This is a genomic window from cyanobacterium endosymbiont of Braarudosphaera bigelowii, from assembly GCF_020885515.1.
Taxonomy (GTDB): Bacteria; Cyanobacteriota; Cyanobacteriia; order Cyanobacteriales; family Microcystaceae; genus Atelocyanobacterium; species Atelocyanobacterium thalassa_A.
On record NZ_AP024987.1, the window covers coordinates 130,490 to 147,132 of the forward strand.

10 protein-coding genes, 2 tRNA genes and 1 pseudogene are annotated in these 16,643 nt (G+C 31.2%); 9 read left to right on the plus strand and 4 right to left on the minus strand.

Annotated features, from left to right (window positions below; translation table 11 throughout):
* The 4 genes from ycf46 (at position 1) to htpG (ending at position 5,071) form a co-directional block, all read left to right on the plus strand.
* Positions 1-1,512: a stress-responsive protein Ycf46 gene (gene ycf46, locus LPC16_RS00630; protein ID WP_229637366.1), complete on the plus strand. Its 1,512-nt coding sequence runs from the start codon at positions 1-3 to the stop codon at positions 1,510-1,512.
* 135 nt (positions 1,513-1,647) lie between these two features.
* Complete coding sequence (locus LPC16_RS00635; RefSeq protein ID WP_040054558.1) at positions 1,648-2,001, plus strand: DUF1257 domain-containing protein; 354 nt, start codon at positions 1,648-1,650, stop codon at positions 1,999-2,001.
* Positions 2,002-2,382: 381 nt separating this feature from the next.
* Positions 2,383-2,850, plus strand: coding sequence for an SsrA-binding protein SmpB (gene smpB, locus LPC16_RS00640; protein WP_040054557.1), 468 nt, complete (start codon positions 2,383-2,385; stop codon positions 2,848-2,850).
* 247 nt (positions 2,851-3,097) lie between these two features.
* Positions 3,098-5,071 (plus strand): molecular chaperone HtpG, encoded by a 1,974-nt coding sequence (gene htpG, locus LPC16_RS00645; protein WP_229637367.1) that lies wholly within the window; start codon positions 3,098-3,100, stop codon positions 5,069-5,071.
* Between the two features lie 85 nt (positions 5,072-5,156).
* Here htpG and LPC16_RS00650 read toward each other — a convergent pair.
* The 3 genes and pseudogenes from LPC16_RS00650 to gshA form a co-directional block, all read right to left on the minus strand.
* Positions 5,157-5,230 (minus strand) — tRNA-Met (locus tag LPC16_RS00650).
* 124 nt (positions 5,231-5,354) lie between these two features.
* Positions 5,355-6,242, minus strand: a pseudogene (locus LPC16_RS06225) (peptidoglycan DD-metalloendopeptidase family protein); the annotation flags it as partial.
* A 1,399-nt stretch (positions 6,243-7,641) separates the two neighbouring features.
* Positions 7,642-8,781, minus strand: coding sequence for a glutamate--cysteine ligase (gene gshA / locus LPC16_RS00660; protein WP_407084183.1), 1,140 nt, complete (start codon positions 8,779-8,781; stop codon positions 7,642-7,644).
* A gap of 1,035 nt (positions 8,782-9,816) precedes the next feature.
* Here gshA and LPC16_RS00665 point away from each other — a divergent pair.
* On the plus strand, positions 9,817-11,289 hold the full coding sequence (locus tag LPC16_RS00665) for a leucyl aminopeptidase (RefSeq protein WP_229637369.1): 1,473 nt from the start codon (positions 9,817-9,819) through the stop codon (positions 11,287-11,289).
* Between the two features lie 74 nt (positions 11,290-11,363).
* Here the strand turns inward: LPC16_RS00665 and bchD are convergent, their stop codons facing one another.
* Positions 11,364-13,385 carry a magnesium chelatase ATPase subunit D gene (bchD, locus tag LPC16_RS00670; RefSeq protein WP_229637370.1) on the minus strand — a complete coding sequence of 674 codons (2,022 nt, stop codon included), beginning with the start codon at positions 13,383-13,385 and terminating at the stop codon, positions 11,364-11,366.
* A 325-nt stretch (positions 13,386-13,710) separates the two neighbouring features.
* Here bchD and LPC16_RS00675 point away from each other — a divergent pair, with 325 nt between their 5' ends.
* From LPC16_RS00675 to LPC16_RS00690, 4 genes are all read left to right on the plus strand, one after another.
* Positions 13,711-14,805, plus strand: coding sequence for a tetratricopeptide repeat protein (locus LPC16_RS00675; RefSeq protein WP_229637371.1), 1,095 nt, complete (start codon positions 13,711-13,713; stop codon positions 14,803-14,805).
* 50 nt (positions 14,806-14,855) lie between these two features.
* Positions 14,856-15,506, plus strand: coding sequence for a uracil phosphoribosyltransferase (gene upp / locus LPC16_RS00680; protein WP_040054551.1), 651 nt, complete (start codon positions 14,856-14,858; stop codon positions 15,504-15,506).
* A gap of 273 nt (positions 15,507-15,779) precedes the next feature.
* Positions 15,780-15,851 (plus strand) — tRNA-Asn (locus LPC16_RS00685).
* Positions 15,852-16,119: 268 nt separating this feature from the next.
* Positions 16,120-16,410, plus strand: coding sequence for an RNA-binding regulator (locus tag LPC16_RS00690; RefSeq protein ID WP_040054550.1), 291 nt, complete (start codon positions 16,120-16,122; stop codon positions 16,408-16,410).
* Positions 16,411-16,643 lie beyond the last annotated feature (233 nt).

Here is a 16,643-nt window from a genome sequence, read left to right on the forward strand (position 1 = left end):
ATGAAAGAAGAGCTTAAGTTACTAATAGAAGCTCAATATCCTTTGATATATCTAGTAACATCAGAGGAGCAAAGAGCCGAGCAAACTATTGATAAAATTATTAAAGATCTCAAAGAACCTCGATGTATTTTTTCATGGACTATTACCAATGGGATGAAAGAATATAATCAACCCAGCAACAAAGCACAACATAATACTATTAATGCTGAATCTGCTATTGATTGGGTAAACAGGAAAAATGAACCAGGAATTTTTATTTTTAAGGATTTACATCCTTTCATTTCTGATGCAAGTGTCGTTCGTTCTTTGCGAGATGCTATAATAAGCTTTAAGGGATGTAAAAAATCTATTATTATAATCTCTCCTGTACAACAAATTCCAATAGAGTTAGAAAAAGATATAGTTGTTCTAGATTTCAATTTTCCAAATTTAAAAGATCTTGATCAAGTTTTATCAAAACAATTAAATCAAATTAGAACTAGTAGTGAAATTAGTACTAGTTCTCGTGAAAAGTTACTTTATGCAGCATTAGGTTTAACAAAAGATGAAGCTGAAAAAGTTTATAGAAAAGCCTATGTTCAAGCAGGGAAACTGACAGAAGCAGAAGTTGATATCATCTTATCCGAAAAGAAACAGCAGATTCGTCGCAATGGAATTTTAGAATATATTGAACAAGATGAGACTATTAAAGCTGTTGGTGGCTTAGAAGAACTTAAAAAGTGGTTGAAACAACGCTCAGATGCTTTTACCGAGAGAGCTAGAGAATATGGTTTACCTCAACCAAAAGGGATGTTAATACTAGGAGTCCCAGGATGTGGAAAATCCCTAATTGCTAAAACTACTTCTCGGTTGTGGGGATTGCCTTTATTGCGATTGGATTTAGGACGTATTTATGATTCTGCTGTAGGTCGCTCTGAAGCTAACTTAAGAAATGCATTAAAAACTGCAGAGTCTATTTCTCCAGCCATACTTTTTATTGATGAACTTGATAAGGCTTTTGCAGGGGCTGGCGGCTCAGGTGAATCTGATGGTGGAACTTCTAGTCGTATTTTTGGTTCTTTTTTAACATGGATGCAAGAAAAAACTTCTCCTGTATTTGTTATGGCTACAGCTAACCGTGTAGAACGTTTGCCAGGAGAATTTTTACGAAAAGGGAGATTTGACGAACTTTTTTTCGTAGATTTACCAACTTTTGAGGAACGTGAAGCTATCTTCAATATACATTTGAACAAACGTCGTTCAAATATTTCTCATTTCGATATTAAGCAGCTGGTCACGATTTCTGATGGATTCTCTGGTGCAGAAGTTGAGCAAGCCATTATTGCAGCTATGTACGAGGCTTTTGCCGAAGGTAGAGACTTTTCTCAGCTTGATATTATTGCTGCAATTAAGTCTACTCTGCCATTATCTCGTACTATGACGGAACAAGTCGCAGCTCTTCGCGACTGGGCGCGGCAAAGAGCGCGACCTGCGTCAACTTCAATCGCTGAATATCAGCGACTGGAATTCTAAAAGCTTTCGTCTGTTTCTTTTAACAGTCGTTAAGGCTAGCCAAAAGCTAGCAGTACACCGGTAAATTGTTTGTTTAAAACAATTTGTTTAAATCTCAAGTTATTATTAACTTTTGTTCCAATGGAGGAAATTAAAATGTCACACTTTAGTACCTTACGCACTAAAATCACAGATGCCGAAATCTTGAAAACCTCATTACGAGATTTAGGAATTGTTGTAAAAATTGATTCTAATGTTAGAGGCCATAATGGCCAAAATATTCATTCTGATATTGTTGCCGTCTTGGAAGGTGAATACGATCTTGGCTGGTCTCTTAATAGTGATGGTAGTTATGACCTAGTTGCTGATCTCTGGGGTGTTGCTAAAAAGCATAACCAAACCGAACTTATTAATTCTATCAACCAAAAATATGCTATTAATAAGACACTAATGGAAGTTAAGCAACGCAATTTAGGCAAAGCAAATATTAATTTAGTTCTTCACAACTAAAATTTGTTCAATTGTATAGAAGTTAAGGAACTTAACCAATTTCTAATTTCGTATTTTTGTAATGAAGTTATTGCTAAGTTTATCTAGCAATAACTTCATTATGTGGTTATATATTAAATAGTAAACATTTCTATTTTTAGTTAAATAATAGAAATGTTTACTATTTAATATATAAAAAATTTGATAAGTTACAATATTTAAAATAAATATTGTAGAAATAAGAACTATTTCTAATTAAATAACTTAAATATACTTATACTATAAAAATAATTAATATATAAAAAGCTTATTAGCTTAGCTCTATCTTTAAAATTATTTTTTTAATAAATCTACTATATTTTTTTAATATATTGGTGCCCATTACGTTATTGTCAAATAATTATGGAAAATCAAAATAAAGCTATTAAAGTTATTAGCAATAATCGTAAAGCTTTTTTCCTCTACGAGATTCTAGAAAAATACGAAGCTGGAATTGAATTAGTAGGAACAGAGGTAAAATCTATCCGTGCAGGAAAAGTCAACATAACTGATGGTTATGCGTTTATTAAAAATACCGAAGTTTGGCTAAGCAATGTTCATATATCTCCTTATGTGGCTAGTAGTTTATATTTTAATCATGATCCCAGACGTATCCGTAAATTATTGATGCGGCGTAAAGAAATCAATCAACTTATTGGAAAAATTGAGCAAAAAGGTTTAACTTTAGTACCTTTAAAGCTTTATTTTAAAGGTAGTTTAGTAAAAATTAGTCTTGGTTTAGGGAGAGGGAAAAAATTACACGATAAGCGAGAAACAATTAAAAATCGTCAGGACCAAAGAGAAATATCTAGAATTGTCAAACAATACTGAGACATAATACATATTTATTCTTTTTTAAACCTTATTCTTGAGTTAAATTCTAATAGTTTTAAAAGAAATAATACATTCTCAAATTTTTATACATAGAATTCTTATTATTAGATTTTCTTTATATAAAATATGTACGGTGATCCACATCTATTGAGTGTAATAATTTCAGAATGAATATTCTTACAAAATCAGAGAGAATATAGTAACAATAACATCAACATAAAACCATTAGTTTTAAATAGAGCGTATGACAGTACTTGAAAAAGGTAATATTAGTATTCACACTGAGAATATTTTTCCAATTATTAAAAAATCATTGTATACAGATCATGAAATTTTTTTACGAGAATTAATTTCTAATGCTGTAGATGCTTTATCTAAACTTAAGATGGCTTCTTTAGCTGGTGAAGTATCTTTTGATGTTTCTGAACCAGAAATTGTAATTACTATTGATAAAACAGATAAATCTCTTTCGATTACTGACAATGGAATCGGAATGAACATAGATGAAATCAAAAAATATATCAATCAAGTAGCTTTTTCTAGTGCAGAAGAGTTTGTTAAAAAGTATGAAAAGAATGCTAGTGAAATAATTGGGCATTTTGGACTAGGATTTTACTCAGCTTTTATGATATCTAAGAGGGTCGAGATTGATACTTTATCTTATAAAGAAGATTCTAAACCAATCCATTGGTCTTGTGATGGTTCTCCTTCATTCGAATTAACTGAATCTAGTCGTACTGAAATAGGAACGACTGTGAAATTAACTTTAATGGATGAAGAACATGAATATTTAGAACCAGAAAGAATTCGTCAACTGGTGAAAACCTATTCAGATTTTGTTCCTATTCCAATTAAATTTGAAAATACTATTATTAATAAGCAGAAAGCTTTATGGAAAGAATCTACTCAAGGTCTTAATGATAATGACTATTTAGAGTTTTACCGCTACCTCTATCCTTATCAAGAAGATCCTTTACTATGGATACACTTAAACACTGATTATCCTTACCTCCTAAACGGAATTTTATATTTTCCAAAATTACGACCTGATGTGGACGTCTCACAAGGTCACATTAAACTTTTTTGTAATCAAGTATTTGTTAGTGATCACTGCGAAGAAATTATTCCAGATTTTTTAATGCCTCTTAGAGGAGTTATTGACAGTCCTGATATTCCATTAAATGTTTCGAGGAGTGCACTAACTAATCATCGTACTGTTCGTAGTATTGCAAATCATATTGCCAAAAAAATTGCAGATCGGCTTAAAGAAATTTATGAGAATAGTCCTGAAGAATATATTAAATGTTGGCAAGATGTAGGAACCTTTGTTAAGTATGGTTCCCTTAAGGATGAAAAATTTAAAAAACATGTTGAAGATATTCTTGTTTATAAAACAACTTATAAAGTTAATAAATCTGACGTTCCACAAGTTCAGGTTGAAGAAGAAGGGGATGCTTGGAAAGATGTTACAAATGAAAAAAATGAATTATCTTATGAAAAAACAGGATATACGACATTGTCTGCTTACTTGAGTCGTAATAAAAAGCGTCATGAAAATCGGATTTTTTATTGTACAGATCCTGATGTTCAAGCCACTCATATACAGTTATATGAAAATCAAGGCTTAGAAATTTTGTATATGGATTCTTTCATTGATACCAATTATTTTATTCCTTTTTTAGAAAAAGAATATTCTGAAGTAAAATTTTCTCGTGTAGACTCTGAATTAGATGATACTTTACTTCAAAATGATAAAGTTAATGAAATTGTAGATCCTAATTCTCAAAAAACTCGCAATGATAAAATTAAGGAGTTATTTGAGGCATCTTTAGACAATGCTAAAATTAACATAAAAACACAATCATTAAAATCAGATCTCTCTCAAGACGCCCCTCCAGGAGTTATTTTACTGCCTGAAGCAGCAAGACGTTTTAAAGAAATGATGGCTGCATCTCAACAACAAACAATGGATTTTCCTGATGAACATATTTTTGTTGTTAATACGAATCATCCTTTAGTTGAAAATATTCTTCAGCTAAGTCAAGGAAATATTATTCAGCTAGAAAATGAATCTCCATCAGGTCAAATGGCTAAAATGTTGTGTCGTCATATTTACGATCTTGCACTAATTACACAAAAAGGGATTGATGGTAAAAATATGAAATCCTTTATGCAAAGATCAAATGAATTACTTACTAATTTAACTAAATCTAAATAACTATTATTATAAAAATATGGGAGTTGATTCAATCAATTCCCATATTTTCCAGGGCTTAGTATATTCGTAATAAGGCCATAGAATATGGCTCAAGGGTGATTTGAACACCCGACCTTGGGCTTATGAGTCCCCTGCTCTAACCAACTGAGCTACTGAGCCAATAACGCACAACTATAGTATAACACAATACGAGCGATAGTATATCTAATTTTAAAAAAAATTAAAATTTTTTTAGTTAAGTATAATATCTAATTTCTGTAATATATAAGAAAAATAATTACTATTATCTGGTTTTAGGTAAAAAGGCCATTGGATTTTGTGCTCCCCTTCCTCTGAGATGAATTTCATAGTGAAGATGCGGTCCTGTACTAAAACCAGTACTACCCATTTCAGCAATCTTTTGACCTTGTTTCACCTTTTGTCCTCGTCTTACTAAGAGGCGACTATTATGAGCATACAAACTAATACTACCATCAGGATGACGAATTCTAAGTAAATTTCCATATCCTCCTGAGCTCCATCCAGCACTGATCACTTCTCCAGAAGCTGAAGCCATAATGGGAGTACCTGTAGGAGCTGCAATATCTATGCCTTTATGCATTCTTCCCCAGCGACGCCCAAAACCTGAAGTAATTACCCCCTTACTTGGCCATATATGTCCAGGATATTTTGCAGGAGCACTAGGGAGATATTTATCAGGGTTAGACACACTCGGAAGATTAGGCTTAATATTTGTTTCTAAAGGAATTTGAAAAGTATTATTGTAAACGTCTATATAATTAGGAACTACACCTATTAATTTAGATTTTTGAACGTTAAATTGCGTTACATTTTTGTTTAGGTTTCTTTGATCTGTAATTTTCTTTGAATCTTGATACAGTTTTTTACGGCCAGAAGTTGTTGATTGTGTTGCTTCAAATTCGCTAGTTATGATAAAACTTCTTGAAAATTGATTTTCTTTTGTAGGAAAACTATCAATAGTTGAATTTTTAGATTTTTTGCCTCTATTTGTTATATTGTTTATTGAATCTTGTTGTGGAATTATTAATGTTTGATTAACCTTTATGAAATCAACATTAGTGATGTGGTTTGCACTTATTAATTCTGATGTTGAAATACCATGAGAACGAGCAATACTATTAAGAGTATCTCCTACACGAACTCTATAGCTTTTTTTATCCATTCTAATTGAAGATTGTGAAAGTACTGAATTAAAATCTCCAATTAAAGCGACTTTAGGAATAATCTCATGAGTATATACGTTTTCAATATTCTCTGAAATTTTTGGTTGTATTATTTTTGTTATGTACCTAAATGGCGTAATAGTATTTTCAATTATTTGATTATTGTTTGATTTGAAAAAATTATTAGAAACAACTTTATTTATTTTATGAAAATTATTAACTGGTTTGTAGTCAATAATCTTTATTTTAGAGTTAATACCTGTAGAGCTTTTAGGAATAATTTTTTGATTTAAATTTTTAATAGATGGAATTTTTATAATTGGTTCTGATTCAGGTTTAGTTCTAATGCTATTAATATCTATTTTGATATTTGAAAAATTTACGGCTAAAGCTATTTCAGTTTTAATAGTAAACATGCCGATGCAAGTAGCCAAGCTAAGCATGGCTAAAGAATGACAAAGGTTGTTTTTTTTATTTGAAATTAATTTATTTTTATATGTCTGAGGGAAAAATATATTTTCTGATTTTACGTATTTTAACAAATGAGAATACGCTGTTATTACTTTATCGGATTTATCTTTCAAGAATAACCTCCTAGCAGTGAACGAGCAATTTAGACTATTGAAAGTTTACTAGAATAGCTTTTTAATAAGTATATCTACTACCAAAAAATAGTTTGAATTTACTAATTTAACAAATATACCCAGCAGATTTACCATAAAAAATCAACTTATTCTATTTTTTAGTAAGTAGTAGTTAATTATAGTTTATTCAGAAAGTTTTTACCCGTTGATTATAAACTACTTTCTAGTTCTTGATTTATTGTTAATTTTTATTAGAAATTCATAACTTGCTTAATATGAAGTGACGATGAAATATATAAAATGTTTCGTTAATATTTCATGACTTTCTAGAGCAATAGATAATTAAGAAATAACGAATAGTAATTAATATTATATCCAGGTCTTCAATAAAAAAACGACAGAAAGCTAATTTAATTGTTCTAATAAATTATACAAATTCATAGCTATACTAATTAATAAATTAAAACTTGTTATGCTAAAATTAGCTATTAAAAAGTGATATTAGTATTCTCATTGCAGACATTAAAAAAAGAAAGAGGAAGTCCACTTGTTTCTTTGTCAAAAATTAATCAGTTATATTTTTCAAAAATAAATTTTTTGCGACAAGACTTTTCTTATATAGTAAAATAAAAATACCGACTAGTATAAAGTCAATAATCTAAATCAGCTTTTCTAAAACAATGGTTTTTTAACTATAATCTTGAAAACTTAGCTAGCTCAAGCTTTGTATTAATTATAGTATATATCTATTATGTTGTTCAATAAACAAATAGTGTATTATTAAATATTTCTAACTTATTAATTAAAAAGTAAACAGTTTTTCTTCCAGAGTTTTCTCCTGGTATGCAATGGCCTCTATTTCTCTACTAACAATCGAAGTAATACTATTGCCTAGTTTATATTTATGTAACCATTGTTGAGCAAGATTTCCATCTTGTAAAATTTTTTTTATAGGATTTAGAAAACAGCTGAATCCATTCTGCTTAGCAATAGGAAAAACTTCCTGATAAATTTTTTCAATCCATTTTTTTGCCTCAATCTTACTACCATCCTCCCAATTATATAAGTTAGCATTTAAGCTACGTTTTGCCACTTCTAATTCATTTTGCTGAGTAATGTAAAGTAATGCTTCTGTAGACAATTGGCTTTTTAAAAGAGGGTTTAGAGATTCAGTATTTTCCATCAATTGCAAAAGACGTGCTTCTAACAAAGCAACAACAGATAGCAAAGAAACTGGATCAATAATTAAATCACAAATTCTTAGTTCTAAACGGTTTAAATGATAAGGACGCTTATCGCCATTTGGACGTACTGAAGTCCAAAAATGACGAACATTTTGCATATTTTGGAGAGCTAATTGTTTTTCTGTCCAATCAATAAAATGAGCATGATTCATAAAAAAAGGAACTTTCTGAGGCGTTTGTGGAAACATATGCCAACGAGTTGAATGAAAACCTGTAACTTTTCCATCAAGAAAAGGAGAAGATGCACTTAAAGCTAAAAAGAGAGGGGCTTCAACTCTAATTAAGCTATGAGCATGCATTAACATTTCTGGATTATCAATTCCTATATTGATATGAACACTTGCTGTTACAACATCTGTTCCATAAGTATTTTCAATATAACTATGGTAAGAGTTATTAGGATCAGAACGGTAGAATCGATTAACGTTATCTCCTAAAGACAGAGTACTACCTGGTACTACAGTATAGTCACCAATATCTCGCAAATATTTTCTCAAATGTTTTCGAGGATTAATCAGAGCATATAATAAATCATCGTAATATAGTAAAGGTACAGTAATATACTCAACATTACGACTATCGGGCTCTTTCACGAATCCGTTAAGCTCCTTAGTAATACGATCAGATAATCCTACAATTTTTCCTTGGGATGTGCCTGTATATATTTCGACTTCAATACCCTTAGATAATCGCACCATAGCTCCTCTAATGTTTTGGACTTTTGTATCCTCTTACTATTTATCTATTATCAATGATTTTATCAATAACTACTAATTATTTATAATGATTTTCTTCATTAATAATATTTATTAAATAAAATTTGATATATTTTGACCAAGTTTAAAACTTATTTATAATTAATCATTACTTTCATCTAATTAAGTTTATTAACTGCATATGGAGCGTATCACCACCTCAGATTTGGCTATAAGCCTTTTTTTTAATACTTTGTCGATGAGAAAAGATTTGAAAGCTATCACTTACACTACCAAAGAGTAAACCAGAAATATTAATCTTCATTGCAGTACCATTAATATAGACGCTTCCTGAAAAAGTTTAATTTAAAATTTAATTTTGGTTAATATAATTATTTTAGAATATATATATATAAATAGTTTTCCAAAACTATTTATATATATGATTTTTCCTTCTATATTTTTGTAAAAAAAGAATTATCTCATAGATAATTTGGAGCAATTTAGGTTTGTCTTACATTAATAAATTTTCACTAAATAATTCTTCTGCAAAGACTTTGAAGTTTATTTTAATATTAAAAATACAAGAGTTCTTACTACCTGTTGGAAAAATAACAGGTAGTAAACTTTTTCATAATAGATTTATCTACAGAATTGTTACGAGTAAGAGATATAAGAAAATTGTTGTACAGGAGTCTAAAGACAGCAAAGTTACGTTCAATTTTTTAGCTATTTAATGCTTTAATGTATCCTTTCATAAACGTTTTAATTAATTTAGAAAAAATTAATTAACTGAATTTCACCACTTTCAAAGTTTTTATAGCCATTAAAGACTTCCTGTAAATAGTTTCCATAAAATTAAATTACTTCTAGGCTTAGCTAAGGCAGAGATTTATTTAAAAAATTTTCTTATTTAAGAAATATTATTTTTAAATTTCTTAAATAAGAAAATTAATACTTGTTTTCAAGCTCGGATATCTGTAGCCTTCTCGAGGTAAAATGAAAATGAAAAATCATAATGAGTAATTGAGAATATACATGAAAATTCATGGAAGTAATACCTCTTTATTAGATTGTGCGGGGGATGCAATTGCTATTGGCTTATTTGAAAACGAAATAAATTTAGTAGGAGAACTAGATCAGTTAAATAGAAGAACAGAGGGAACCTTACAAGAATTAATAGATGAAACCAGATTTGAAGGAAAATTAGGTTGTATTGTAGCGACTCGTGTTGGAAGTAGTGCTCCCATTCGCAAGATTCTTTTAATTGGTTTAGGAAAATCTGAAGAATTTACATTAAATAGTTTACGCTCGAATATCGCTTCTATTACCCGTTTTTGGAAAAAAGAACATATTAAAACTTTATGCTTACAATTTCCTATTTTTGATAATAACTCTAGCCTAACTACAGAGATAATTGTTGAAGGATTATTATTGTCATTACATCAAGATAATCGATTCAAATCTAATTCAGAAGATAAAATTTTAGAATTACAAACTATTAATATTTTAGGAGTTGGAGAACAGGTAGAAGCTATTAATCGTGCTCAAATAGTTTGTTCCGGAGTAATTATGGCACGAGAGTTGGTAAATGCTCCTGCTAATTATATAAATCCTATAACTTTTGCTAAAGTCGCCGAGGAATTAGCAAATGAATATAATTTAGAAATTGAAATTTTAGAACGAGACGAATGCGTTAAGCTTGGGATGGGAGCTTTCTTAGGAGTTGCACAAGCATCAGATCTGCCACCTAAATTTATTCACTTGACATATAAGCCAGAAAGTATACCTGAGCGCAAAATAGCTATTGTAGGTAAAAGCTTAACTTTTGACTCAGGAGGACTTAATTTAAAAGGTTCTAGTAGTGGAATTGAGGTAATGAAAATGGATATGGGTGGTGGCGCAGCTACTCTAGGTGTTGCTAAGGCTATTGCTCAACTTAAACCTAATGTAGAAGTACATTTTATTTGTGCTGTGACAGAAAATATGATTAGTGGATGTGCAATACATCCTGGTGACATATTAACTGCATCTAATGGTAAGACTATTGAAGTCAATAATACAGATGCTGAAGGACGCTTAACTTTAGCAGATGCTCTAATATTTGCTGAGAAGCTAAAAGTAGATGTTATTTTAGACATAGCCACTCTAACTGGTGCGTGTGTCGTAGCTCTAGGAGATAACATTTCTGGACTATGGAGTACAGATAATAATCTAATTAACGAAATAAAAACTGCATCAGAAAAATCAGGGGAACAGTTTTGGCAAATGCCAATGGAGGATAAATATTTTGAAAGTTTAAAATCTCCTATAGCCGATATGAAGAACACAGGTCCAAGAGCTGCAGGAGCAATTACAGCAGCCTTATTTTTAAAACAATTCGTTGAAAAAACTCCTTGGCTACATTTAGATATAGCTGGAACAGCTTGGATTGATAAGGAAAATGGAGTTAATAACTTTGGAGCAACAGGCGTTCCAGTACGAACTCTTGTTAATTGGCTTGTAAAGTAAGCTTTATTATATAAATATGATATGAGTGAACTATATACTGGGTGAGCAAATTGTAGTTGCACTTAATAATTAGCTCATCTCATTTCTGCAATTGCTCCTTTAGCCATTTGTGCTATTGCCTTATCTGTAGCTGTAGGTAATTGGTAATATTTGCCTCCTGCAGCTTCAGCTAGCTCTCTCCCGAATCCTGTAGAAACAAATTTTTTTTCAGTATCTATCATTAATAATTTAATACCTAACATTCTTATTTTACCGGCAATATTTAATAATTCTTCTTTAATATTAGGTTTATCTTCTTGCGATGCCTCTTCGCCTAAAGAACGAGATAATGAAACATTTCCTCGACCATCAGTAATAGCAACAACTACTACTTGACCAATATCGCCTGACATTTTAGCATTCATACCTACTTTAACTGCTTGAGTTAAACCATGAGCTAGTGGAGAACCACCACCACAAGGCAAAGTCTCTAATCTTTTTCGTGCAAGAGAAATTGAGCGAGTTGGTGGTAATAAAACATCAGCTTGTTCTCCTCTAAAAGGAATCAATGCAATTTGATCTCTATTTTCATATGCTTCTGTTAAAAGCCTCATTACTGCACCTTTTGCTGATTGCATTCTATTTAGGGCCATAGAACCAGAGGCATCCACAACAAAAACAATTAGTGCGCCTGCTTTTCTAACTAATCTTTTAGAGCGAATATCTTCCTGCTGAACAATAACATTCCGCTCAGGGTGACGTAACCGTCGCTTTTTCTGATATGGAGCAGCTACCCTCAAAGTTGCATCAACAGCGATACGATTCACTCTACCCTTAGGTAACATAGGTTTAATATAGCGTCCTCTATCATTAGAAAAAATTAAGTTACGACTTCCCGACTTTCCTTGACTTTGAGATTTTTGAGCAAAAGACAATATATCGGCGTCCATAATAGTTCCTTCAATATCAAAAACAAATTCTTGAGGTATTTCTGAATCTTGTTCTTCTTTTTCATTATTATTCTCTTCTTCCTCACTTTCTGTGTTTTCCTCTGTATTTTGTTGTTCATCAGAACTTTGTTGTTCTTTAGGTGGAGGTGGAGGTGGAGAATTATTTTCCTCAGGAACTTGTTGCATACCAGAACGAGGAACAATTACCAATTCTACTGCTTTCCTTAAATCATCAGTACTTACTATGTCGTTACCATTTAGTGCGGCCAAAGCTTTAGCAACTTGCGTAGCAAATATTTCAGCTCTATGTCCCTCAACTCCCCCTCTAAGTGCTTCTTCTACTAAATACTGAATTTGGTTATTTTTTATTTTTACTTCTTTTAACCATTCTCGAGCTAATATGATATCAGTTTTAATATTTTCTATCTCTTCATCGTACTGTTTACTAAATAATTCTGAAGAATCAAAGTAATGAATAACTTTATTAACGGCCTCTACTCTTTGTTTGATTTCTAACGTATCGTCAGAGGAAAGAGCAATTGCTATTCTATCTAATATGTGCTTTCTTAAAGGACCCTCTTCAGGATTATAAGTTGCGATAACAATAGGTTTACAAGGGTGTTGAAAACTAATACCTTCTCTCTCAACCTTGTTCCAACCTTCTGTTAAAACAGTTAGCAACTGATTAGAGACTTGATCATCTAATAAATTAATTTCATCAATATATAAAACTCCGCGATGGGCTTGTGCCAATAATCCAGGTTGAAACACTGGTTCTCCTGCTTTGACAGATGCTTCTACATCTATGGAACCTAATAATCTATCTTCTGTTATTCCGAGAGGTAATTGAATGAAAGGAACAGAAATAATTTCCGTAGCAATAGAATTTAATTCAACATGTAAATATTTTTCTCTCGTATCAGAATCCCACTCTTCAGGAACATTATATTTACAATTAAAAGAATTATTTTTTATTCGTTCGATGGGAGGCAACAGAGAATGAACTCCTCTTGCAAGTACAGATTTCGCTGTTCCTCGGCGGCCGGCGATAACTACACCACCTAAATTTAAGTCTACTGCTGCTAATAATAAGGCTAATTTAATGGATTGTTTTCCAATAACAGCAGTCATTGGAAAACTGGGAGGCGTAAGAATAGGAGTAGACATTAAGAATTTTGTATTTAAAAAAAAAGGGCAAAGTAATTTTTATGTATTATCTATGATAATCATACTCTTAAAATTTTTAATCAAAAAATAGTTTTTTGTAATGTTTTTTGAGATTTTGTAGTTTGATAATTAATTTATTTTTAATATATAAACTAACTTATATGTATTATTAATAATAATATGATTACCAGACTAATATTCTCTTCATGAAAAAAAATTATATTTGTAAGTTTTGAGTCATGAAAATCTAAATAAATAAATTATTATAATCACGTACAATAAGTTTAAAGATTCATCTGCAATTATAAAAAATTACAAAGTCAATATGTATAGTTCGTTCGAGCGTTTTTATCAATTAATAAAACAATTTCGTACCAAATTGCATAGTCTGTCTTTTTTAGACATAAAACAAAATAAAAAAATTGTAAAGTCATCATCCTCAAATCTTCTTAGTGATAAAGATTATGAATTTTTACTTAACCAACTACTAGATGGTGTTACCCATGGATGGCATGAAGGAAGAATTCTTAAATATTTTGAAGATTTAGAAGAGAGGGGAAAAGCAAAATTATGGATATCATGGCTAAGCAAATTTAGAGAAAAGGTCCTATCATCTGACAATCCTGATTTACAACTTGCATCAAGAATGATGCGGCTTGGCGAATTAGCCCAATCTTTCCCATCCATTGAACCTGTTGGAAAAATTTCCTATGATATTGGTCAAGAACTTTTTAATAAGAAAACAGAAAACGAAATTTGGGAATATATTGACATTGACACTTCAGATATTAAAAACAATATTTTAACAGAGCAAATTTTCCCTTCCATATCACTTAAAAAAGAATCTTTAATAGTTGAAGATCTAGAATACAGTTCACGGAATAATGAAGATCCTATAGTTTATTTATCTGATGAATTAAGTTCTAGTTCAATAAATTCTAAAAGTTCGGCTGCAGATATCTCTGCACTATCTAAAGAATATTTTGAAAGAGGAATGGAAAGGTTTAAGTTGAGAGATTGGGAAAAAGCTATTTTTTTATGGGATAAGGCTTTAGCAATTAATCCTTCTTTTTCTATTGCATGGTACAACCGAGGTAAAGCTTTAGTATGTTTAGGAGAAAATGACCAGGCAATTTCAAGTTTTGATAATGCCTTGGCTCTTAATCCTAAAAATATTGATTTTTTAAATGCTAAAGCTCAACTTTTATATGATTTACAAAATTGGTCTGAATCTATTAAGGTATGGGAGCAAATTCTAAATTTTGAACCTTCTAATTACAAGATTTGGTATAATAGAGGCAGATGTTTAGAATCCATGAAACAAATCTCTAAAGCAACAGATAGCTATAAAGAAGCTTTAAAAATAGTTCCTGATCTTAAGCCAGTTTTGAAGCGACTTCAAAAATTGTATGATACTTAAGCATAATTCTCAATTAACAGATTAGAATTTTTATTATCCCCTCATTTTTTATGGACTCTCAACTACGTGTATATGTCCCCGATCATCCTCTAATTAAGCATTGGCTAGGAATAGCTCGAGATATTAATACTCCAGACATTTTGTTTAAAACAGCTATAGTAGAGCTTGGCCGTTGGTTAACTTATGAAGCAACCAGGTATTGGCTCCCTATGATAGAAGCAACTGTACAAGGACCTTTAAGTACCTCTTCAATAGTACTAATTAATTCTAAAGTGCCTATTGCTGTCATTCCTGTTCTTCGCACAGGACTAGTTTTATTAGAAGGAGCGCAAACTTTACTTCCTTTGGCTAAAATCTATCATTTTGGACTTGAAGAGGATAGTAACGACTCAAAAATAACTTGTTACTTAAATAAGCTACCTCAACAATTTACAAAATCAACTCAAATAGTTATTCTAGAGCCTGTTCTTGGTACAGGGGAACGAATCATGACAACCTTATCAGAAATTGTTCAGCGTGGAGCAGATTTAAACTTAGTGCGTATTATTTCTGTGGTTGTTACTCCTAAGGCATTACAGAAGTTAAATCTTAAGTATCCTGTTTTAAATATTTATACTGCTACTATTGACGAAAAAGTTGATGATAGTGGAAATATTATTCCTGGACTAGGAAATGTTGAAGAAAGAGCTTTTGGGACTTAAAAGCATATTGTAAATTGACCTTTATTCTTATCATAATTTCAATATTATTGAATAAAGATTGATTGAAAGACGAGAGAAGCAGCTAAAGCAAAAATTAAGGGAGATAGTTGCTGTAAAATTATTAGGGTTATAGTTTTTTATCCTTTAAAAGTAGGATGTCTATCGCCACTGGGTTAAGATTTTTTCTACCCTAACTTTATTAAGATTTAATTTTTTTACAAAAAAGCTTGCCAAAAATGTCAGTTTATTGCTACCATTATTGGGTGATCTTAATCCTCAGTAGCTCAGTGGTAGAGCGGTCGGCTGTTAACCGATTGGTCGTAGGTTCGAATCCTACCTGGGGAGTCTTAATATTCAAGTTTATAGATTTATAGCCTGACTTATGTTAATGAGCCTCCAGTAAAATAATTTTATGGTAAAAGCATAATATTCAATGTATTTTAAAAATTATGATACAAAATTAAATATATGTGTTATACTCAAGCTCGAGAAACCTAAGTATTCGGTAGTAGATTTTGTTATCAGCATTGACGGGTATACCCCTTTCAGCCTTTGTACGATTCTCTCCGATCACTCAATCTCTACACATTTGCAAATTACGGAGATAATCTGAATGTCTATTTATGTAGGAAATCTATCCTATGATGTAACTAAAGAAGACCTTAATGAAGTTTTTACAGACTATGGTGAGGTTAAGCGTGTTCATATTCCAACAGATCGTGACACTGGACGTATGCGTGGCTTCGCTTTTGTAGAGATGAATTCTGATGATCAAGAAGAGCAGGCCATTTCCACTCTAGATGGAGCAGAATGGATGGGACGTACTCTAAAAGTAAATAAAGCTAAAGAACGTGAGCCTCGTGGTTCCTTCAATGGTGGTGGTAGAGGGCGTGGACGCTTTTAGGTATCAGCAACATTAAACTGTTAATAAATAGGAGTAGGAAGTTTAAACTTCCTACTCCTATTTATTAACAGTTTAATGTTGCTGATACCTCAAGAGTATTATCTTCAAATTTTTGTTAATTACCTAAACGACAAATAGTTAAGTTGATATTAGACATAATAATTTCTTTTACTACTTAGAGTGAATATATTACACTGATCACAAGTAATAGAGTCAATTATCTGTTACCAAAA

What these genes read in the sequence shown, in the direction of transcription:
- ycf46 (WP_229637366.1), top strand. Translation starts at nt 1, where the DNA reads ATGAAAGAAGAGCTTAAGTTACTAATAGAAGCTCAATATCCTTTGATA.
- LPC16_RS00635 (WP_040054558.1), top strand. Translation starts at nt 1,648, where the DNA reads ATGTCACACTTTAGTACCTTACGCACTAAAATCACAGATGCCGAAATC.
- smpB (WP_040054557.1), top strand. Translation starts at nt 2,383, where the DNA reads ATGGAAAATCAAAATAAAGCTATTAAAGTTATTAGCAATAATCGTAAA.
- htpG (WP_229637367.1), top strand. Translation starts at nt 3,098, where the DNA reads ATGACAGTACTTGAAAAAGGTAATATTAGTATTCACACTGAGAATATT.
- gshA (WP_407084183.1), bottom strand. Translation starts at nt 8,781, where the DNA reads ATGGTGCGATTATCTAAGGGTATTGAAGTCGAAATATATACAGGCACA.
- LPC16_RS00665 (WP_229637369.1), top strand. Translation starts at nt 9,817, where the DNA reads ATGAAAATTCATGGAAGTAATACCTCTTTATTAGATTGTGCGGGGGAT.
- bchD (WP_229637370.1), bottom strand. Translation starts at nt 13,385, where the DNA reads ATGTCTACTCCTATTCTTACGCCTCCCAGTTTTCCAATGACTGCTGTT.
- LPC16_RS00675 (WP_229637371.1), top strand. Translation starts at nt 13,711, where the DNA reads ATGTATAGTTCGTTCGAGCGTTTTTATCAATTAATAAAACAATTTCGT.
- upp (WP_040054551.1), top strand. Translation starts at nt 14,856, where the DNA reads ATGGACTCTCAACTACGTGTATATGTCCCCGATCATCCTCTAATTAAG.
- LPC16_RS00690 (WP_040054550.1), top strand. Translation starts at nt 16,120, where the DNA reads ATGTCTATTTATGTAGGAAATCTATCCTATGATGTAACTAAAGAAGAC.